Origin of the sequence: Marinomonas gallaica, assembly GCF_001639745.1 — a bacterium.
GTDB classification, from domain to species: Bacteria; Pseudomonadota; Gammaproteobacteria; order Pseudomonadales; family Marinomonadaceae; genus Marinomonas; species Marinomonas gallaica.
The window spans coordinates 1-18,108 of record NZ_LTAX01000031.1; the positions used below are offsets into that span (position 1 = coordinate 1).

The window sequence follows — 18,108 nt, forward strand, 5'->3', positions numbered from 1 at the left end:
GTTTTGCCATTGGACACCTCTTTTAATATGGCTATGTTACCACCTAAAATGGTGTCCGGTTTCATTAGACCACTACAATAATAAATATTTGGATAGAGAAAAGACTTACGGTATTCTTCCCAAAATCTCATGGAAGACGAAGTTATTTATCACATTATTTTTCTCCCTTCCTAGTTTCAAAAACTTAAAATTTTACTCATTAAGGAATATAAATGTCTCTTTTTAGAAATGCAGTGCTCTCCATATTGGCACTTAGTCTATGGGGGTGTGCAGTTGACGGAAAACATCTTTATGTAGAAGGTAAATGCGTATCCTGCTGGCAGGATACATTCAAAAAAGATAAGTCTGATTACGAAATTATTGGTGCAAATAACTACGATATCATTTCTTGGCAAGAACTTGCTTTAGAAGGATTATCCAGAGAAGATAATCTCAACGTGGCAACTTATGGAGAAGACTACCTTACTTACAAATTAGGCAGTAACTCAGATCATAGCCTCACAATACATGGCTATACTAAACGCAATGAACTGACATATAGACGAGATGTAAAAAAAGCAACAGAACAGCTAGAGTCTGACTTACATAAACACCAGCTTAAACCTATTTATCAGATTACCATGCCATCGACGTTAGACAACTATGATTTCGATAGGCAAGAGTTTCCTGTTGACTACACAACAGGAGTTACACTAGAAGGCGGTAAGGATATAAAGCTTCTACCTAAGGAAATTTCTGTAATATTCGATAACTATCAAGATTTCCCAGAGCTAAAAATGCCACCTCATACTGCTGAAAATTTTTTAAAGGGAAGGAATCAGAAAAGAAAACTGTTCATTAGGTACATTTTTGAAATTAATGCTATGACTACACAGTCTTCTTTTCAGGGTACTGTCAAAGAAATTCAATTCATTGATGTCGTACCAAAAAAATATTATCAAACGCGAAAAGAGATTGAAAAATACGCACCTTTTGAAGCAATTCAACTATAAGGCTCATACTTTCAGAGCACAGATCTATCAATTGAGATTTGTGCTCGAAAATGGCATTCAATCAGCCTTAACCGTGGCGGCGATGCCCGGTTCTGGGCTCCATTTGCGCATTTCGGCAAAGACATCTGGACGATCATCTAGGTATTTTTGTGCTTCGGCGATGTCAACAAAGGTGGTTTTCGCTTGTTCGGTCATGATGCGGTCGCCAATGTCGAGCAGTTGCGCTTGATTGAAGTAACCGATGCCCTCTACTGTGGTGACTTGTAGTTCTACGCCAGCGAAGGTTTTGGTTTGGATATCGAGTTCCATGGTGTGTCTCTTTTTATAAATTAGGTATTAGGCCACATACTAGGTGGCCTTGGTCGAAGGAACAACTAAAACCTAGCGACGGCGCGGTTTACCGCTTTTCACCTGAGCACCACTTTGCCCTAATGCTTTGGCACGCAGTGTCTTTTTAGACGGTTTTCGTTTTGAACTGGCGGCCTCTTCTTGCACCATTGGGTTGGGTTCAAAGCCTTCCAGCCACTGTGGTACAAAGGTCTCGCCAGTGAGTTTTTCAATGTCGGTCAGTAAGTACTTTTCTTTGGACGAGACAAGTGAGATTGCTAACCCATCTTGCCCTGCACGCCCTGTGCGCCCAATACGGTGAATATAATCTTCCGCGTTGTACGGTAACTCGTAGTTGATCACGTATTGCAGCTGCTCAATGTCCAGACCCCGTGCAGCCACATCGGTGGCCACCAACACGCGTACTTGGCCCGTTTTAAATTCTTCTAGGCCACGATCGCGTGCCCCTTGAGACTTATCTCCATGCACCGCAACGGCCTTGATGCCGTCTTTACCCAACTCTTTGGCTAGGTCGTCTACCGCTTGTTTGGTTCGGGTAAAAATCAGTACCTGTTTCCAGTTTTTTGAACCAATCAAATAGGCGATCAATGCCGCTTTGCGCTTGTTATCGACTTCGTAGATACGCTGCTCTACTTGTGTCGCGGCGGCATTACGCTCAGACACTTCAATAAGCTTTGGGTCTCTCAACAAGGTTTTACTCAGGGCAAAGACTTCGTCGTTAAATGTGGCGGAGAAAAACAGTGTTTGGCGAGTCTCCGGCAAGCGTTTCAAGATGCGTTCGATATCAATAATAAAGCCCATATCGAGCATGCGATCGGCTTCATCCAATACCAAGGTTTCCACGGAATTCAGATCAATCAGCTGCTTCATAGTCAGTTCAAGCAACCGCCCCGGTGTCGCTACCAGCACATCACAGCCTTCGTTTAACGCATCAATCTGAGGGTTAATGCTTGCACCGCCGTACGCCACGACAGCATTAAGGCCCAAGCCTTGACTGTATTTTACGAAGCTTTTATGGACTTGCTGAGCCAGCTCTCGCGTCGGAGTAAGTACTAACACACGAATGGCTTTTTCTGATGCTTCTCGCGTTAAATGACGCTGAATTAAAGGCAATGCAAACGCTGCGGTTTTACCGGTACCCGTTTGCGCCCCCGCCATCACATCATGACCCGCTAAGACTTCTGGGATAGCCGCCAACTGAATCGGTGTCGGCGTTTGATAGCCAAGCGTGTCGAGCACGGACAATACATCCGCATGAAGACCTAGGGTCGAAAAACTCATAAACAAAGCACCGTCATTTCAAAGGAATAATACAACGCCATTGTAACATCTTGATCCGCCATAAAAGGATGTTAAGAGCATCATTTTGTTTTAACAGATCAATAAAAGATCATGTTTCAATTGACAATTTCACGAGATAGAACAATATTCTTCATATCAGTCTTCCTTTGTTCTTACTAGATAACAATATTTAAGGATTAAAAATGAATAAAAATAAGAAAAACTGGCTTTTAATCGCAGGATTAACGCTAAGCGCACCACTTTTTGCACAGGACGTGAGCTATACAACCCTAAACTGGCCACCGTTTATCGGTGAAAGCGAAGACAGAAATGGCGTCCTAGCTGAAATTGTTAAACAAACAATGGACGCCTCTGGAACAGATTACACACTTGAATTTACGGACTGGAGTAAAGCACTGGAAGACGTACTCACAGGTGAAAAAGATGCCATCATCGCGGCCTATTATTCAGAAGAGCGTGCTAAAAACTATCATTACTCATTACCAATTTACAGTGTCTACACGGGGCTTGTGACACGCGAGAGTAGCGGCATTGATATTAAATTTTTTCAATCCTATGATGAGTTGAACTCTTACCGCATCAGTAAACTTGCAGATTCGGTAGTGGGTGAAACCTTCGACAAACACCCGTTCCCAAATATAAAACCTTACGCGACAGAGCAAGAAGCGGTGCAGGCCTTGTTTGATGGTGAAGTAGATTTCTACGCGGGCAATTTAGATGTTGCCAAGGACCTTGCGAAGAAGATCGGCCAAGACAGTGCGGAGCTGTCTATTGTTCAACCGCCGATTAACGAACAAGAAATCTTTGTTATGTTCTCTAAAGCAACAGAAAATGGTTTAGAGCAACGCGATGCATTCAATAAGTCCTTGGTAAATTTACAAGCCAGCGGCCAATATGACGCCATTCTTTCAAGCTTTAAATAAGACTTGAACTCTGTGCAACATGGCTGTTTCTATTCCATGTTGCACAGAGTTTCTCTAATGCTCTTTCGCGCTCGCTAAGACCTCTTCGTAAGCCATTTCTTCGTACTTACCAAACACCGGTTGCTGACGTGCTTTGAGCTTAGTAAAGATCGGCTGAGTTAGACCCACCAAAAAACGAGTCATTAACACTGGCGTCACTTGCGCTTGAGGCAGTTTCTGAAGCAGCCAAGTCTTAGCTATTTGGATATCCGAACCTAGGCTATCTATCACTTGATTGACGCTATTTTTCTCGAAAGACAACACGTTGCCGCGACATACCGAACAGTGACCACAATGCTCCGGCGCATTCTGATCACCAAAGTAGCGTGCTAAGTTGCGATTCAAACAACGATCCAATTCAAAGAAGCGAATCATGGTAGCAATACGCTCAATCTCTGAGGTTTGTTTTTGCTCCACATAGCGTTGCAGAGTGTGCGCCATGTCAGGGGTAAGCAATTCCGTTCGAACACCGTACACTTCGGTCAGACCTTTGGTTTCTAGGGTAATACAATCACGGTCAGCGAGTTGCTCTAATAAACTGAGCACCGTGCCGCGATCGACGCCTTGCTGATGTAGTCGTTCGAAATCCGGAACGCCCCAGATTTTCTTAAACACGGTTTGTTGAGCAACCTGGCTAAACAACGCTTGCTGCTCAGGCGTTAACGCTTGCGCGATCTGCTCAAGGCTTTGATTCCATTTGAGCTTCACATCACTGTAGTAGCTATAACGAGGCACAATCGCCCCCGCCAGCTCCAGTTGCACCAATAACGTTTTCAGCGGCAAGGCGCGAATATTGGTGGCCTGTGACAAGCCATAGGCTTGGGTTTCCCACTCACCGTTGACGGTATTACTGAAGATTTCCTGCAGCAATGCTTGAATATTGTGAGGCTCTGGTGTGTCACCGTAGACAAAGTTTTCCAGTACGTGCAAGCCGTCAAGACTTGCCAACATAACGCAGCGGCTCGGCTGTCCGTCACGCCCTGCACGCCCTATTTCTTGGCTGTAGTTTTCAATTGATTTAGGGAGGTCGTAATGCACCACAAAGCGAATATCCGACTTATCAATGCCCATACCAAAGGCGATTGTCGCAACGATAATGCGCGTTTGCCCTGCCATAAAATCATTTTGTATCGCTGCCCGAACCTCATTGCCTAGGCCTGCATGATACGACACCGCCGAATAGCCAGATTGCTGTAAGCTGGCCGCCAACTCGTCGGCGGTTTTTTGCTGCGTTACGTAGACAATGCCCGTGCCTTGCGTGTCATTGAGCACTTGGCGCAACAGGACTTGTTTGTCTTGGCCTTGGGCAGGGACTAAGTCGATGTCTAGGTTTTGACGGTAAAAGCCAGTTTGCACGATGTGCTCGGGGGCAATATGAAATTTCAGCGCCATGTCTTTTTGCACGCGACGGGTCGCCGTCGCCGTCAGCAATAACACCAAGGGAATATTCAGCTCCTGCTGATATTGCGGCAGCTTCAAATAATCGGGGCGGAAGTTATGTCCCCATTCGGAAATACAGTGCGCTTCGTCCACGACCAACATCGACACCGGCACGTTTTGAATAAAACGACGGAAGCGTTCATTTTTGAAACGCTCCACCGAAATCATCAAGATTTTAATACGCCCATCGCGTACTTGTTGCATCACGGCTTGGCTTTCTTCTTTGGTTTGCGTCGAGTCTAAACTGGCGCTCGGAATGCCTTTGCTTTGTAGAAATGCAAGCTGGTCATGCATCAACGCAATCAACGGCGAGATCACGAGCGTTAAGTTCGGAAGCTGAGTCGCGGTAAATTGGTAGCACAGGGACTTTCCTGAGCCGGTAGGGAAGACTGACAGCGCGGAATGCCCTGCTAGAAGTTGCTCGATCGTTTGTTGCTGTCCTTCGCGAAAACGGTCGAAGCCGAAGTATTGTGTTAGCAATCCTGCTAATTGTTGCATAAATCGTGGCCCTATTTTGAATAACGGTGGAAGCTGCAAAGCAGGCATACCATTGTGACGAATTCGGTGCTCCAATAACACCTATAGTCATTAACTAACGTGATCGATTCAACGCACCGATCCCTATTGGGTGTAGATCATAGGGAGAAGAGGAGCAAATGCCAGAACATCAGCACGGCCTATTTATTGACGCAGAGCGTTATCAGCAAACATTATTAGTCCGAGTCAAAGTCAGTGGTAAGCTGACTCAGGCAGACTATAAAGAGCTGTCACCGAAACTGGACGCGGCGCTGTATGCTATGCACGCCTCACAGGTGAACATTCTGGTCGACATTTCTGAGTTTGATGGCTGGGAATGGCGTGCTGTATTCGATGATATGAGCCTTGGGTTGCGTTTAGGCGCAGAATTTAATCGAGTTGCTTTGTATGGCCAGAAGTCTTGGCAAGGCCTGTTAGCACGCAGTCGCAGCTGGTTTACTGGCAGCAAGATCAAAGCTTTTACCCATTATGACGATGCATTTAAGTGGTCACTGGCTCCTTAAACAGGATTCTCTGTTAGAATCGCGCCATTCTTTTTTGCATGAGCGCTGATCTATTATGGAAACTCCGACCATTGAAGCCATTGAGGCTTGGACAACTCCTCTATTTGTCACTCAGTTGGCAGACCATGAGTTTTTAAAAGATGCTCTATTAGCACACGTCTATCAACGCCAAGCGGCGCAAGAAAATACTGTCGACAGTGATATTGCCGTGCTGGCAAAACACAACCTGTCGGAAAGTCGTTTGGACTTTCTAGAGGACGATGTTCCAGAAGTCATGGAGCTGCGCCGTATGATCGAAGAAATGGTGGCTGATGTAGCCCTTGAGATGAATCATCAACATTGGCCTGAAGACAGCGAAGCGTACGCGCATGTGATTGAGTCTTGGTATCACATCACAAAAAATGGCGGCTATCACGACGCTCACTCCCACCCAAATTGCTCATGGTGTGGCATTTATTATCTGGACCCAGGTGAGGCTACACTTGAAGGCCGTAATGGGATTAACCGCTTTTACGACCCTCGGGTAAACGCCGAGCATTACGCAGACCCAGGCACCGCCTATTTAGGTGGCCAAGGCTTTTGGGACTTCGCACCAAAAGAAGGTCAAGTGGTGATCTTTCCATCGTATTTAAAGCACTCAGCACTGCCCTATTTCGGTCAGAAAGACCGCATTGTGGTGGCTTTTAATTGCGTGATAGAGTTGAACTAAGTAAGTCTTTTAAGAGGCCCTATAGCATGAATTTAGACGATATCCCGATGTCACCCCATGACGATCAAGCGAAACGCGATGCCCTCATCGGCTATGTATTCATGTTATTGGGTTTATTTACCGGTATTTTTTGGATCATCGGAGCGGTATGGGCCATGGCCAAAACGCGCGATGCTCAAGGTTCCATATTCTACGATCACTTCCGTAACATTACAGGGATATTCTGGTGGGGGCTTGGTATCAGTTTGATTGGCTTTGTTCTTGCCATATTCTTTATTGGCTACTTATTGCTGCTCGGTATTTGGATTTGGTCCATTGTGAAATTAGTGAAAGGGATCCTACGCCTTACGAACGACCTTCCCTATCATGACGCGGCCTAAGCCTCGCGTCGCTCAATTGCTGTGGAAAATGGTGCCATTATATTGACCTAGATTCGGTTTCAGACACTTAAACAGATATATCGTAGTGGTAATATATGGTCATATTTTTTACCACATCTGTCTATTTGGTTCATTCCATAAGGAACGCCTGCTGTGTCAAGCCGCTCTGCTGCCAAAATAAATCAGTACTTTCGTCAGACCATTCCTATGATGGTTAAGAATAATGTGCCGATTACCCCACCGTATTATACGCTTTGGTATTCCTATACCTCAGGGGATATTCCTGAACTAAGCACTCGTATCGACGACATCGTACAACGACTTGGGCAGTGTGATCGCTACATGTGTGACGTTTTGTTAGAGGAGTTTGTCGTAGACGCTGCGGAAGACACATTGGCACAAGTGCAAAGCAGCATCAATCAAGTGGTAAAATCCCTACACGCTTCGACTGAGAGCGCCATGAGCCATGCCGATCACTTAAATCAATCCATGTCTGCTGATATCGAAAAGCTCTCTCAAGAGGCTATTCAATCAAATACTCATTCAGCTCATAAATTGGTATCCATCGCCCGCCGTTTTATCGACAAAACGGAAGATTACCGTACCCAGCTAGAACAACAGAATGCTGAGATCCAAGCGCTCAAAGCGAAAGTCGCCGAGACTGAGAAACAACTCTTTATCGATGGATTAACGGACATTAATAATCGCCGTAAATTCAACGACGACATTGCTCTCTACACGGCATCAGCTGATAAGACTTGCTTGGTAATGGTCGATATCGATCACTTCAAACCGTTCAATGATGAGTATGGCCACTTGCTAGGCGATAAAATCATTCAAACTGTTGCCAAAACGCTAGAACAAAGTTGTGTACAAACCTCTGGCGCACAAGCGTATCGCTTTGGTGGTGAAGAGTTCGCGATACTCTTGCCTAACGCTAACCTTAAAGCGGCCATTCAATTCGCTAATGACGTGCGTGAGCGCATCAGCCGCCTAAACCTAAAAAATAAAAAAACCGGACAAAGCATTCGCCCAATTACAACGTCCGTTGGCGTCGCGCAGTTTCAGCCAGGGGAGTCTCTAGAAGCACTACTTGAGCGCGCAGATCAATACCTCTACGCAGCCAAACACGCTGGTCGGAACTGTGTGCGAGCCGCCGTCGCCTGATTCCTACTCCCGCTCAATTAAAACTTAACCGCTCAGTCTAGTAGGCAGTTAAGAGCTGAATTGCTAGAGTAGACGAACCATACAATAGAAGTGATTAGGAGAGCGTTTTTATGGCGCACCAATACCACCCACTCGGATTTGAAGGTTCTCGTATTGCTCAAGGATATTGGCGTCTTGCTGAGTGGGGCATGAACGACCAAGAGCTGTTGAGTTTTATTGAACAAAGCATTACCGCGGGCATTACCACTGTCGATCATGCCGACATCTATGGCGATTACCAATGTGAAAGCTTGTTTGGCCGAGCATTAGCACTGAAACCTTCACTACGCGATAAACTGCAAATCATCACTAAGTGCGGCATTAAGCTGCCTAGTAAAAACCGCCCAGAAATTACCTCGCACCGTTACGATCAAAGCGTGCAACATATTCTGCAAAGCGTTGACAACTCTCTGCAAAACCTAAAGGTAGATCACATAGAGCTGTTATTACTGCATCGCCCTAGCCCGTTGATGGACGCCGACCATATTGCCGAAGCGTTTGAGCATTTGCACACCATCGGCAAGGTCCGACACTTTGGTGTATCAAACTTTAACGCTCAACAGTTTGATTTGCTGCAATCGCGTTTGGAAATGCCACTGTTAGTCAACCAAGTCGAGCTCTCTCCGCTCGAGTTGAAGCACTTTGAAGACGGTACCTTAGAACATGCGCAGCAACATGCAGTCACACCGATGGCATGGTCACCGTTTGCGGGGGGTGATATGTTCCGTTTAGAAGGTATAAACCCAACACTGTTTAAAGCGTTAACAGAAGTATCCGAGGCGCATAACGCCAGCTTAGATCAAATCGCTTTGGCTTGGCTAATGCGTCATCCTTCCGGTATTGCACCGGTGATTGGCTCGGGGAGTATCGAACGGGTATTGTCCGCCCAACAGGCACAATCCATTGAGCTCAGCGACGATCAATGGTTTGCCATTTGGGTCGCGTCCAAAGGTCATCCCGTACCTTAACGGTATTAAGGCGTTGGCAGCAGTGCCAGCGCCATACTTCCTGCCAGCTTTGCTGCATGATGATCATGGCCTAAATAGGCTTGAGCAATCGCGCCTTCTTTTAAAAGGACAACCTGATTCGCCAGCTGAGCCGCTTGCTCAGCCGAATAAGTCTCGCTTAAGCGCATTTGCGTGTAATCTAGGATAGCTTGCTTATGAGCATGACACAGCTCGTTCACGCGATGCTGGAAAAACTCGCCATTGACCTTCACAAAGAAACACCCCTGAAACGGCATCAAAGTCTCCACTCGATCATTAAACCAATCATCTAGGCCTTGAAACATCGCCGCAATCGCCGCAGGGGCCGACGATGTTGAATTCATTAAGCCAAATAGCCACGTCTGAAAGCGCTCATCACGATAGGCAATCACGGCTTCCAATAATGCTTCTTTGCTCGCAAAGTGGCTATACAGGGTTTTCTTAGCAATGCCTGCTTCGCTCAAAATTTGATTAATACCCACACTGTGCACGCCATTCATATAAAACAACTTAAATGCCGTTTGAATTAATTCGTCTCGTTTCGTCATACCAACTCGCCTCCAATGCTAAAAAGTTTGACAGAGGTAGACCAATCTGTCTATCCTTTAAAAGTAGACAGATCGGTCTACCCCTGAAACCTATTATCGATAGAGACCCACTTTATGATACTAAACACCGTAAATCAGTCCTCTTGGGGCAAAGCCTTGGTCGCAGGCCTCGGCGCCAGTTTGTGTATATTTTTACTTAGCCTTGGCGGCAAACTGAGCCCTGAATATGTGGGTCTCATGGCGCCGTTTGGAGCCACCATGGTAATTCTCTTTGCCTTGCCGCAAAGCCCCTTAGCGCAACCACGTAACATCATCGGTGGACATGTATTAACCGCTGCCATCGGTGTTCTGATGGTGCATTATTTTACGGTATCACCGCTTTCGTTAGGGGTTGCGGCAGGCTTAGGTGTCGTAGGCATGATGCTTACCAACACCCTACACCCACCGGCAGGCGCTAACCCACTTTTGATTATGTTGACGCAAGCACCATGGAGTTTCGTATGGAACCCAGTACTAACGGGAGCCTTGGTTATAGTCTTCGTAGGCTGGTTATACCATCGCTTTGTCAGTGGTACGCAATACCCTAAAAAACAAGGATGATGACCCTCACTTGCTTGCTAAGCAGTTCGATTGTCCCCATGGTTACAGTCATGATGAGATAACTGGAGGACAATATGTCAGTCCCATTTTCAATTTTAGATTTAGCCCCTGTCGGTGAAGGCCACTCTGTGGCAGACGCGATACAAAACAGCCAAGCCCTCGCCCAATGCGCCGAAGCACATGGCTATCAGAGGGTTTGGCTTGCCGAGCATCATGGAATGCGCGGTGTATCCAGCGCAGCGACCGCTGTCATGTTAGCGGGTATCGGGGCGGCAACAAGCAAAATTCGTATTGGGTCGGGAGGCGTCATGCTTCCAAACCACGCGCCACTGGTGATTGCTGAGCAATTCGGTACACTCGCTGAAATGTATCCTGGACGGATTGACCTAGGGTTAGGACGTGCGCCGGGAACAGATATGGCGACGGCTAGAGCATTGCGCCGTAATATGGGCGGCCAAGTAGACACTTACCCAGATGATGTAGAAGAGCTGCAAGGCTATCTTGCGGATGAAAACAAGGTGAAGCCTATTATAGCCGTGCCAGGACAAGGGACCAATGTACCCATCTGGTTACTCGGTTCTAGCTTGTACTCGGCTCAATTGGCTGCCCACATGGGCTTGCCGTTTTCATTCGCATCCCACTTTGCACCCGATATGTTACTCGAAGCAATCAATGTCTATCGCGCCAATTTCCGCCCTTCTGAGCAACTGGATAAGCCTTATGTATCGGCCGGTGTCATGGCTTCAGTGGCTGACACTCAACACGAAGCAGAATACCACTTCACCTCGGCTCAACGTCAATTTGCACATCTACGCAGAAATGCTAATCGTCCATTTCCAGCGCCAGTAGAAGACTTGTCATCTGTAATTGCTGCCGCCGAAATGCCGATGATAAACCAGACACTGCGCTATGCAATGGTCGGTACACCTGCACGAGTGCAGGACAAACTGAGCCAATTTATTGAACAAACCGGCGTGGATGAAATGATCTACTCATTTCCCATTCATGATCAAAAGGCTCGCCTAAAAGCCGTCGAATTGACAGCTGGAATAGACCTCATGCAAAAACAAGACTGGCATTAACGGATAACCCCAGAGTTACGACTCTGGGGCGGTAATCTTAGGCTTTTCAGGTAACAATTTTTCCAGCGCCATCGTCAACGCAGGCGGAGCAACCGTACCATGATTCATGTAAGGAAGTATTCGATATTCACTGTCTAGCCCTTGCTCCGTAAAACGGTCTTGTGCCCACTGCGCGTCCTCTAGCATATAGTCTGCTTCTTGCTCGCCCATCACTATAAAGATTTGCTTGTCCGTTCTAGAAGTACTTTCTTGCTTGGCCAACAACGGTTTCAAATAGCCATTATTCCACCATAACGATGGGCTAATCGCGCTATAACCATTAAAGGCTTCTGGGCGTGTATTCAGCGCGTACAACGTAAACAGTCCGCCTAATGAATGACCAAAAAGGATCTGTTGATCTTCGTTAATGGGGTACTGCTTAGCAAGCCAAGGACGAATGTCGTCCACCAGTAACGACAACGTCTGCTTGCCTCCGCCAAACGTCATATCTTTAAAGCGCTCCATATGCTTTTTCGGCATCACCGGCGGCGCTAGCGTTGGAGGTGTCAAATCTAGCCAACGACGCTCCGTATCGTGTGTGCCTTCAATTGGATACCCCAACCCAACAATGATCGCTGGCTGCTTATTTTCAAATCGAGGGTGCATTAATTTTTTACTGGTAATGACAGCGGAACTAAAAAAAGCATTACCATCCATCAAATACACCACAGGAAAACCATCGGCTGGCGCTTCGCCTTCCGGTACAGAAATAAACACTCGATAAGGTGCATCCTGCTTAGCCACTTGCCAATCCACGTAATAACTGTCGGGCAAAGTCATTGTCACAGGCTGCGGTTCAGACACCGGCTCGGCATACACCTGAGTCACACAACTCATGGTACATATTGCCATGCTGCATAGTCGGCGTACTGATTGATAAAACATATTGCTACTCCGTAGTGATCAGTGAAACTAGACAACCCGACAGATACCATTCGATAGATAGACGAAAAATGAATAAATCTAACTGCAAACCTAGCTAACTCGCTACATGCCCAATGACTTATCACTACTATGCTGAACGACAAAGCTGTCTGTTAGAATAGAATTAGGTGACATGGAAGAACTCAACACACGCCACCTAACCGAGCTCTGCTCAGAAAGTTAAATAATGCGGGCAAATAAACACAAATGCAAATCATTATCTTTTGAGGATAGTAATCTATTAATGCCTTATGCTTGAAGACAGCTAAGTCGCTCTTCTATCGCAGCAAAAGTCTTTCATTTTGCGACACAGACATGCATGATTTTGCCCATCCTGAAACAGGAGCCTTTCACCACGAAAGCGGCACGATTAATATGCCGTTTTTAGCTTTTTAAATACGTTGGAGTTCCCTGATGAGCCAAGCAACTGTTGAATTACTGCAAAAATATTACGAAGCCTTTAACGCTCGAGACATGGGCACTTTTTTGTCGCTTCTCACGGATGACGTAGTACATGACATCAACCAAGGTGATCGTGAAGTGGGTAAAGACTCGTTCGCGGCGTTCATGGATCGTATGAACCAAAACTACAAAGAAACCATCGTCGACATCGTCGTTATGTCAAACGTCGCTGGTGATCGTGCAGCGGTAGAGTTCACCGTACTGGGCGAATACCTAGCCACCGATGAAGGTTTACCCGAAGCCAACGGTCAAACTTACAAGCTTCCAGCAGGTGCGTTCTTTGATATCCGTGAAGGCAAAGTGGCGCGTGTAACAAACTACTACAACCTAGAAGATTGGATCGCCCAGGTTTCAGCCTAAGCGTTGATTACGTGATGCTAACATTTCAACGTTTATCCGGCCCCGATCTCAACCAGTACATCGACGAACTGGCCCAGTTGCGCATGCGCGTATTCCGCGACTTTCCGTATTTGTACGATGGCGATGCGGAATACGAAGCACGTTATCTAAAAACCTACATTGACGCCCCCGACAGCGTCATCGTCTTAGCATTTGATGGGGATAAGATCGTGGGCGCTTCCACAGGCTTACCACTGCGCCATGAAACCGATGAGGTAAAACAGCCATTTTTAGACGCTGGTTATGATCTTGACGATATTTTCTACTGTGGCGAATCAGTGTTGCTGTCAGAGTATCGTGGTCAAGGTGCTGGTGTGGCGTTCTTCGATCATCGTGAAGCGCATGCACAAAGCATAGATGGTATGAAATATTCTTGCTTCTGTGGTGTGCAGCGCCCTGATAATCACCCAGCTCGTCCAGCAGACTACGCACCACTGGACCAGTTCTGGGGCAACCGTGGTTACCATAAGTGTCCAGAACTGACGACTCATTTTAGTTGGAAAGACGTCGGGGACACCGAAGAATCCCTTAAACCCATGACCTTTTGGATGAAGCCACTCTCATGAGCGCATTTAAACTTGCTACTGCCCAATACGACATTAGCTTTTTCAGTGAATGGCAAGGGTTTGTCGACAAGCTCGACACTTGGGTCGCGGGCGCCGCTCAGCAAGGAGCCAAACTATTGGTATTCCCTGAATACGGCAGTATGGAGCTGGCATCTCTGTTTGGCGAAGCCGTGTACAGTGATTTACAACAGCAATTGCACGCCATGCAAACGTTGCTTCCCAAATGGCACGCTTTGCACGAAGAGCTTGCCCAACGCTACGATGTCCTCATCCTCGCAAGCTCATTTCCTACAGAACAAAGTGATGGCTCTTTCTTAAACCGAGCTAATCTATTCGGCCCAGAGGGATTGCTAGGTTTTCAAGACAAACTGATGATGACGCGCTTTGAAAACGAGCAATGGCACATCACGGGGGGCGAAGAAATCAAAGTGATCGATACGCCACTGGGACGTATTGGCATTCATATCTGCTACGATTCTGAATTCCCAATGATCGCAAATCAACAAGTCGCAGCGGGAGCCGATCTGTTATTGGTGCCCAGCTGTACCGACACTCCAGCGGGGTTCCACCGTGTGCGTATTGGCTGTCAGGCTCGTGCCTTAGAAAACCAGTGTTACGTGGTGCAATCTCCGACCGTTGGCAACGCACCTTGGTCCGAAGCCGTCGACATCAATAATGGCCGCGCCAGTGTTTATACACCCGTGGATTATGGTTTCCCTGATAACGGTATCTTAGCCGAAGGCAACGATAACGACATCGGCTGGGTTTACGCCACCGTCGACCTAACGCAGATCGCCCGTATTCGCGATGAGGGCCAAGTCTTCAACTACCGCGACTGGCCAAAGCAATTCGCTCTAAGTGGCCCTAGAGGATAGCCTATATTTGGATAGGCTGAATTTTATGCAATTCAATTAGCTTGCACCTGTCTCGTTTTATTTCTAAACATCAACGCGTCAGCGCTAATTGTACGCATGGAAGCAATCCCAACAGGCCTTCATTGTCGCTAAAACCCAAAAAACTAATGCGCCATTGGCACTGATTTAGGAGTACAATGCGCGCCATCTTTTATTTGTGGTAGATAAAAATGGCCATTAAAGCAACGATTTATAAAGCGTCAGTACAAGTGTCCGACATGGACCGTAATCACTACCAAGGTTATGAGTTAACACTCGCCTTACACCCGTCTGAAACCGAAGAACGCATGATGGCTCGTTTAGCTGTCTTTGCATTACTTGCAGATGAGAAAGACGGTGCGGAACAGCTGTCCTTTACCAAGGGTATCAGTACCGATGAAGAACCGGATTTATGGCAGAAAAACTTTTCTGATGAAGTCTTGCTTTGGGTCGAGCTAGGTCAACCGGATGAGAAGCGCCTGCGCAAAGCTTGTGGTCGTGCGCAAAAAGTTGTCATAGTGAATTACAATGACAAATCAGACATCTGGTGGGAACAAAACAAGAGTAAACTGAGTCGCTTTAGTAACCTACGCGTACTGCAATTTGCCGAATCAGAAATCAAAACGTTTGAAAGCCTGTGCAGCCGATCTATGCAGCTCAATGTGACCATTCAAGATGGCGAAATGTGGGTATCAAACGACCAAGGTGAGTGCGTCCTGCGGCCTACTTGGCGCTAGACGTTGAGTCAGGCGGGCTCTGCTCGCCAGATGAACCAAAGCGAGTTGCAACATATTGGCTAATGACACCAAATAATTCTGTTTGAATGCCCTTTAAAACCGTTCGTCGAGTTTGGTGGGCGGTCTCACATTGCGTAGTCAAACCCAAAACAAAGCTGATAACCAAACCCTTCGTGCTCGAAACAGACTCTAAAGTTTGTTTTTTGATGAGAGTACGATCCGCACCGGCTTTCGCCTGCTGACGTTTACAACGCTTGTAGAGCTTTTCACGCTCTTGGTACATCTCATTTAATCCAAACATTAGTCATCCTCACTGTCTGTCGGAATAATCGCATCTAAAGTTCGAGTCAGATCCAGTCGCTTTAATGTGCGTTTAATTAAATACACTAAAAAAAAGGCACCTAGCAAGGTCACGACAAACGCGGTAAATAAAATGCCAAGTAAGTGTAGCCCTGCATACCAAGCTGCGGTAGCAATTAGCGCTATTAGCAGCAGCCAGCTGGTTACCAACAGGAAAACGGCACCACTTAACAAAGCGACGAGCTGAGCTCCTGACGTCATCCAGATCTTGGCTTCTAGTGCGCCAAGTCCAATGATGCTTTTGAGCCACTTTTTGTGGCTCATAGTCAGCTGATCGACCGTTACCGCCTCATTAGTAGAGGGAGTATCTTGCGTGCTTGCTCGGTTTTCCTGTTGGTTCATGCAGTGCCTTCCATTTGCGGGCAGAGGTTACTTTCGTTTACACAAAAGGCTTGCTGCCACTGCGCCAGCAAGAAATGCAAAGCCGACTGTTTTTAATGGATTCTCTTTCGCATAAGTACCAACCGCACTGCTGACTTTTTCAGATTGTTTACGTGCTGTATCCGCAATTTGATGCGCTTGTTCACTAATCTGATGCGCTACGGCTTCAATGCGCTCTTGACCGTTCTCCGCTGCAGCGGCCGCACCGTCAACTCCTTTGTGAGCACCTTCAGCGGCTTTATCGACTGCATCGTGTGCTTTGCTCTGAGTATTATTCTTCGCTTGAGAAGTAGTGCTCTTTTCCTGAGTAGTGCTGTTTGCTGTAGCCATGATGGGCCTCCTTTGAGTAAGTTCAGTATCTAAACTAGCCTCACCGTGAGACTAATGGAACCTTTGATCTCTAATCTTCTCTTTGTTTACAAGTTAGCAAAAAGCATCCAGCAAAACAGGTACATTTAAAAACGATGTTCTGGAGCAAGTGCCGATAGCAATTCCGATGACTCTCCAGCAATACTCTGCGCTAACAACTTGGCAGTTGTAGGACCTTGAGTAAACCCTTGATGGCCGTGTCCAAAATGGAACCACATACCTTTATGGTTGGGTGCCGCTCCTACCACGGGCAGCATATCCGGCATACAGGGCCGAGTGCCAAACCACTGGTTTTCTCTGACGCGATCCCCCATTGTCAACAAAGTACGCAGTGACGTTACCCCCCGCTCTAGCTGAATCGGTTCGGCAGGATCATTAAGCCCGACTAACGCTGCACCAGTGGTAACGCGAATACCGCGACTCATAGGGGATGCGAGAACACCATTTTCCACATCTAAAAATGGGCGATTTAAGGGCACATGCGCTTTGTAGTGACCATGATAGCCGCGCTTGTACACCATCGGAATGTCATACCCGAAGCGTTTCAATAACTGCGGGCTCCATGGCCCCAAGGCAACGACAACATGCTCGCTGTGTATGTCCCCTTCCTCACTTTTGAGATGCCAACCCGAAGCACGCTGCTGCAAGCTATTTGCATCGCCCTGAACCAGTGTTCCGCCGCGCTGAATAAATAACTCGGCATAGGCGGCCGTTAAACCACCAGGGTCACTACAGCTCCAGCTTTGCAGCCAGTGCACTGCGCCAATGGGTGCTTGTTTTAGCGCAGGTTCTTCAGCTTGATAATCCACACCATTGACCACACGTGAGCTCACTCCATATAACTGATCTAAGCATTCAGCCTTTTGCACGGCCTCTTGAAAACGCCTTTCATCACGATACAGCATCGCCAACCCTGTTCGGCGAATCATCGTGTCGGCTCCCGATGAACGAATCAAAAGATCATGATCTCGCGTCGATTGTGATGCCAACTGTGCGTAAACAGCAGAAATAGCACTATGATTCTTAGGTGCAGAGTTACGAAAATAGCGCCATAACGCGGGGGCCATTCTGATCGTTGGGATCAGTTTCCAAGTCACATCGTTGGTTTGCCCGATAGCGAAGCGCCACAACGTCGCAATGTCCTGCGGCAGCGCATAAGGTTCAGCTGCCTCTGACTGAATGATACCTGCATTGCCATAACTGGTTTCCAAGCCGGGACTGACTTTGTCCACCAACGTGACATGATGCCCTTGTTCTTGTAAAGCAAGTGCCGAAGAAACTCCGACCATACCCGCTCCCAGTACTGTAACCTCAGCCATATCTTCTCCCTTCTTATTGCTGCGACCCATACCTTTACTGTGCTATGAGAATAGATCATCTACT

Annotated in this window: 22 protein-coding genes; 13 read left to right on the top strand and 9 right to left on the bottom strand. The window is 47.0% G+C overall.

The features are described 5' to 3' along the window. Positions 1-212: 212 nt before the first annotated feature. A complete protein-coding gene (locus AYW76_RS17605) occupies positions 213-992 on the top strand; it encodes a DUF4852 domain-containing protein (RefSeq protein ID WP_067223646.1) in 780 nt (259 codons plus the stop codon). 57 nt (positions 993-1,049) lie between these two features. Here the strand turns inward: AYW76_RS17605 and AYW76_RS17610 are convergent, their stop codons facing one another. Together AYW76_RS17610 and AYW76_RS17615 are read right to left on the bottom strand one after the other, a co-directional pair. Continuing rightward, the gene (locus tag AYW76_RS17610) at positions 1,050-1,301 is read right to left on the bottom strand and encodes a hypothetical protein (protein WP_067032810.1); all 252 of its coding nucleotides are present in this window, start codon (positions 1,299-1,301) and stop codon (positions 1,050-1,052) included. Positions 1,302-1,373: 72 nt separating this feature from the next. Next, positions 1,374-2,621 carry a DEAD/DEAH box helicase gene (locus AYW76_RS17615; RefSeq protein ID WP_067223649.1) on the bottom strand — a complete coding sequence of 416 codons (1,248 nt, stop codon included), beginning with the start codon at positions 2,619-2,621 and terminating at the stop codon, positions 1,374-1,376. Between the two features lie 203 nt (positions 2,622-2,824). Here AYW76_RS17615 and AYW76_RS17620 point away from each other — a divergent pair, with 203 nt between their 5' ends. Then, the gene (locus tag AYW76_RS17620) at positions 2,825-3,565 is read left to right on the top strand and encodes a substrate-binding periplasmic protein (RefSeq protein WP_067223652.1); all 741 of its coding nucleotides are present in this window, start codon (positions 2,825-2,827) and stop codon (positions 3,563-3,565) included. A gap of 54 nt (positions 3,566-3,619) precedes the next feature. Here AYW76_RS17620 and AYW76_RS17625 read toward each other — a convergent pair whose 3' ends face one another. Further along, positions 3,620-5,542, bottom strand: a complete 1,923-nt coding sequence (locus AYW76_RS17625) for a RecQ family ATP-dependent DNA helicase (RefSeq protein ID WP_067223733.1) — start codon at positions 5,540-5,542, stop codon at positions 3,620-3,622. A gap of 158 nt (positions 5,543-5,700) precedes the next feature. Here AYW76_RS17625 and AYW76_RS17630 point away from each other — a divergent pair, with 158 nt between their 5' ends. The 5 genes from AYW76_RS17630 to AYW76_RS17650 all read left to right on the top strand — a co-directional run bounded on the left by AYW76_RS17630 (position 5,701) and on the right by AYW76_RS17650 (position 9,347). Beyond that, positions 5,701-6,084: a SpoIIAA family protein gene (locus AYW76_RS17630; RefSeq protein ID WP_067223654.1), complete on the top strand. Its 384-nt coding sequence runs from the start codon at positions 5,701-5,703 to the stop codon at positions 6,082-6,084. Positions 6,085-6,139: 55 nt separating this feature from the next. Further along, positions 6,140-6,793: a TIGR02466 family protein gene (locus tag AYW76_RS17635; RefSeq protein WP_067223657.1), complete on the top strand. Its 654-nt coding sequence runs from the start codon at positions 6,140-6,142 to the stop codon at positions 6,791-6,793. Between the two features lie 26 nt (positions 6,794-6,819). After that, positions 6,820-7,173 carry a DUF4870 family protein gene (locus AYW76_RS17640; RefSeq protein ID WP_067223660.1) on the top strand — a complete coding sequence of 118 codons (354 nt, stop codon included), beginning with the start codon at positions 6,820-6,822 and terminating at the stop codon, positions 7,171-7,173. Positions 7,174-7,326: 153 nt separating this feature from the next. Continuing rightward, the gene (locus AYW76_RS17645) at positions 7,327-8,340 is read left to right on the top strand and encodes a GGDEF domain-containing protein (protein WP_067223662.1); all 1,014 of its coding nucleotides are present in this window, start codon (positions 7,327-7,329) and stop codon (positions 8,338-8,340) included. Positions 8,341-8,450: 110 nt separating this feature from the next. Further along, positions 8,451-9,347, top strand: a complete 897-nt coding sequence (locus AYW76_RS17650; protein WP_067223665.1) for an aldo/keto reductase — start codon at positions 8,451-8,453, stop codon at positions 9,345-9,347. A gap of 5 nt (positions 9,348-9,352) precedes the next feature. On the opposite strand, the gene AYW76_RS17655 is transcribed toward AYW76_RS17650, so the two are convergent. Further along, positions 9,353-9,913, bottom strand: coding sequence for a TetR/AcrR family transcriptional regulator (locus AYW76_RS17655; RefSeq protein WP_067223668.1), 561 nt, complete (start codon positions 9,911-9,913; stop codon positions 9,353-9,355). Positions 9,914-10,027: 114 nt separating this feature from the next. Between AYW76_RS17655 and AYW76_RS17660 the strand changes: the two genes are divergently transcribed. Together AYW76_RS17660 and AYW76_RS17665 are read left to right on the top strand one after the other, a co-directional pair. Further along, a complete protein-coding gene (locus AYW76_RS17660) occupies positions 10,028-10,513 on the top strand; it encodes an HPP family protein (RefSeq protein WP_067223670.1) in 486 nt (161 codons plus the stop codon). Between the two features lie 74 nt (positions 10,514-10,587). Next, positions 10,588-11,595 (top strand): LLM class flavin-dependent oxidoreductase, encoded by a 1,008-nt coding sequence (locus AYW76_RS17665; RefSeq protein ID WP_067223673.1) that lies wholly within the window; start codon positions 10,588-10,590, stop codon positions 11,593-11,595. A 15-nt stretch (positions 11,596-11,610) separates the two neighbouring features. Here AYW76_RS17665 and AYW76_RS17670 read toward each other — a convergent pair whose 3' ends face one another. Beyond that, positions 11,611-12,519 (bottom strand): alpha/beta hydrolase, encoded by a 909-nt coding sequence (locus AYW76_RS17670; protein WP_082866300.1) that lies wholly within the window; start codon positions 12,517-12,519, stop codon positions 11,611-11,613. Between the two features lie 453 nt (positions 12,520-12,972). Between AYW76_RS17670 and AYW76_RS17675 the strand changes: the two genes are divergently transcribed. From AYW76_RS17675 to AYW76_RS17690, 4 genes are all read left to right on the top strand, one after another. Beyond that, entirely contained in the window at positions 12,973-13,380 is a 408-nt protein-coding gene (locus AYW76_RS17675) for a ketosteroid isomerase-related protein (RefSeq protein ID WP_067223678.1), read from the top strand. 14 nt (positions 13,381-13,394) lie between these two features. Continuing rightward, positions 13,395-13,985, top strand: a complete 591-nt coding sequence (locus AYW76_RS17680) for a GNAT family N-acetyltransferase (RefSeq protein ID WP_067223681.1) — start codon at positions 13,395-13,397, stop codon at positions 13,983-13,985. Next, positions 13,982-14,860 (top strand): carbon-nitrogen hydrolase family protein, encoded by an 879-nt coding sequence (locus AYW76_RS17685; protein ID WP_067223684.1) that lies wholly within the window; start codon positions 13,982-13,984, stop codon positions 14,858-14,860. The genes AYW76_RS17680 and AYW76_RS17685 overlap by 4 nt, the downstream gene beginning before the upstream one ends. Before the next feature lie 209 nt (positions 14,861-15,069). After that, positions 15,070-15,615 carry a YaeQ family protein gene (locus tag AYW76_RS17690; RefSeq protein WP_067223686.1) on the top strand — a complete coding sequence of 182 codons (546 nt, stop codon included), beginning with the start codon at positions 15,070-15,072 and terminating at the stop codon, positions 15,613-15,615. Here the strand turns inward: AYW76_RS17690 and AYW76_RS17695 are convergent. From AYW76_RS17695 to AYW76_RS17710, 4 genes are all read right to left on the bottom strand, one after another. Further along, positions 15,602-15,916 (bottom strand): hypothetical protein, encoded by a 315-nt coding sequence (locus AYW76_RS17695; protein WP_067101692.1) that lies wholly within the window; start codon positions 15,914-15,916, stop codon positions 15,602-15,604. The genes AYW76_RS17690 and AYW76_RS17695 overlap by 14 nt on opposite strands. Then, positions 15,916-16,317 carry a hypothetical protein gene (locus tag AYW76_RS17700; protein ID WP_067223689.1) on the bottom strand — a complete coding sequence of 134 codons (402 nt, stop codon included), beginning with the start codon at positions 16,315-16,317 and terminating at the stop codon, positions 15,916-15,918. Before AYW76_RS17700 ends, AYW76_RS17695 begins: the two co-directional genes overlap by 1 nt. A 27-nt stretch (positions 16,318-16,344) precedes the next feature. Next, positions 16,345-16,686, bottom strand: coding sequence for a DUF883 family protein (locus tag AYW76_RS17705; protein ID WP_082866301.1), 342 nt, complete (start codon positions 16,684-16,686; stop codon positions 16,345-16,347). Between the two features lie 125 nt (positions 16,687-16,811). Next, positions 16,812-18,044, bottom strand: a complete 1,233-nt coding sequence (locus tag AYW76_RS17710; protein ID WP_067223692.1) for an NAD(P)/FAD-dependent oxidoreductase — start codon at positions 18,042-18,044, stop codon at positions 16,812-16,814. Positions 18,045-18,108: the final 64 nt, after the last annotated feature.

Bases quoted from the DNA above. Each gene is read 5' to 3' on its own strand.
- AYW76_RS17650 (WP_067223665.1), top strand. From the start codon at position 8,451: ATGGCGCACCAATACCACCCACTCGGATTTGAAGGTTCTCGTATTGCT.
- AYW76_RS17630 (WP_067223654.1), top strand. From the start codon at position 5,701: ATGCCAGAACATCAGCACGGCCTATTTATTGACGCAGAGCGTTATCAG.
- AYW76_RS17640 (WP_067223660.1), top strand. From the start codon at position 6,820: ATGAATTTAGACGATATCCCGATGTCACCCCATGACGATCAAGCGAAA.
- AYW76_RS17675 (WP_067223678.1), top strand. From the start codon at position 12,973: ATGAGCCAAGCAACTGTTGAATTACTGCAAAAATATTACGAAGCCTTT.
- AYW76_RS17670 (WP_082866300.1), bottom strand. From the start codon at position 12,519: ATGTTTTATCAATCAGTACGCCGACTATGCAGCATGGCAATATGTACC.
- AYW76_RS17635 (WP_067223657.1), top strand. From the start codon at position 6,140: ATGGAAACTCCGACCATTGAAGCCATTGAGGCTTGGACAACTCCTCTA.
- AYW76_RS17620 (WP_067223652.1), top strand. From the start codon at position 2,825: ATGAATAAAAATAAGAAAAACTGGCTTTTAATCGCAGGATTAACGCTA.
- AYW76_RS17680 (WP_067223681.1), top strand. From the start codon at position 13,395: ATGCTAACATTTCAACGTTTATCCGGCCCCGATCTCAACCAGTACATC.
- AYW76_RS17665 (WP_067223673.1), top strand. From the start codon at position 10,588: ATGTCAGTCCCATTTTCAATTTTAGATTTAGCCCCTGTCGGTGAAGGC.
- AYW76_RS17705 (WP_082866301.1), bottom strand. From the start codon at position 16,686: ATGGCTACAGCAAACAGCACTACTCAGGAAAAGAGCACTACTTCTCAA.
- AYW76_RS17625 (WP_067223733.1), bottom strand. From the start codon at position 5,542: ATGCAACAATTAGCAGGATTGCTAACACAATACTTCGGCTTCGACCGT.
- AYW76_RS17685 (WP_067223684.1), top strand. From the start codon at position 13,982: ATGAGCGCATTTAAACTTGCTACTGCCCAATACGACATTAGCTTTTTC.
- AYW76_RS17660 (WP_067223670.1), top strand. From the start codon at position 10,028: ATGATACTAAACACCGTAAATCAGTCCTCTTGGGGCAAAGCCTTGGTC.
- AYW76_RS17690 (WP_067223686.1), top strand. From the start codon at position 15,070: ATGGCCATTAAAGCAACGATTTATAAAGCGTCAGTACAAGTGTCCGAC.
- AYW76_RS17695 (WP_067101692.1), bottom strand. From the start codon at position 15,916: ATGTTTGGATTAAATGAGATGTACCAAGAGCGTGAAAAGCTCTACAAG.
- AYW76_RS17700 (WP_067223689.1), bottom strand. From the start codon at position 16,317: ATGAACCAACAGGAAAACCGAGCAAGCACGCAAGATACTCCCTCTACT.
- AYW76_RS17605 (WP_067223646.1), top strand. From the start codon at position 213: ATGTCTCTTTTTAGAAATGCAGTGCTCTCCATATTGGCACTTAGTCTA.
- AYW76_RS17615 (WP_067223649.1), bottom strand. From the start codon at position 2,621: ATGAGTTTTTCGACCCTAGGTCTTCATGCGGATGTATTGTCCGTGCTC.
- AYW76_RS17710 (WP_067223692.1), bottom strand. From the start codon at position 18,044: ATGGCTGAGGTTACAGTACTGGGAGCGGGTATGGTCGGAGTTTCTTCG.
- AYW76_RS17655 (WP_067223668.1), bottom strand. From the start codon at position 9,913: ATGACGAAACGAGACGAATTAATTCAAACGGCATTTAAGTTGTTTTAT.
- AYW76_RS17610 (WP_067032810.1), bottom strand. From the start codon at position 1,301: ATGGAACTCGATATCCAAACCAAAACCTTCGCTGGCGTAGAACTACAA.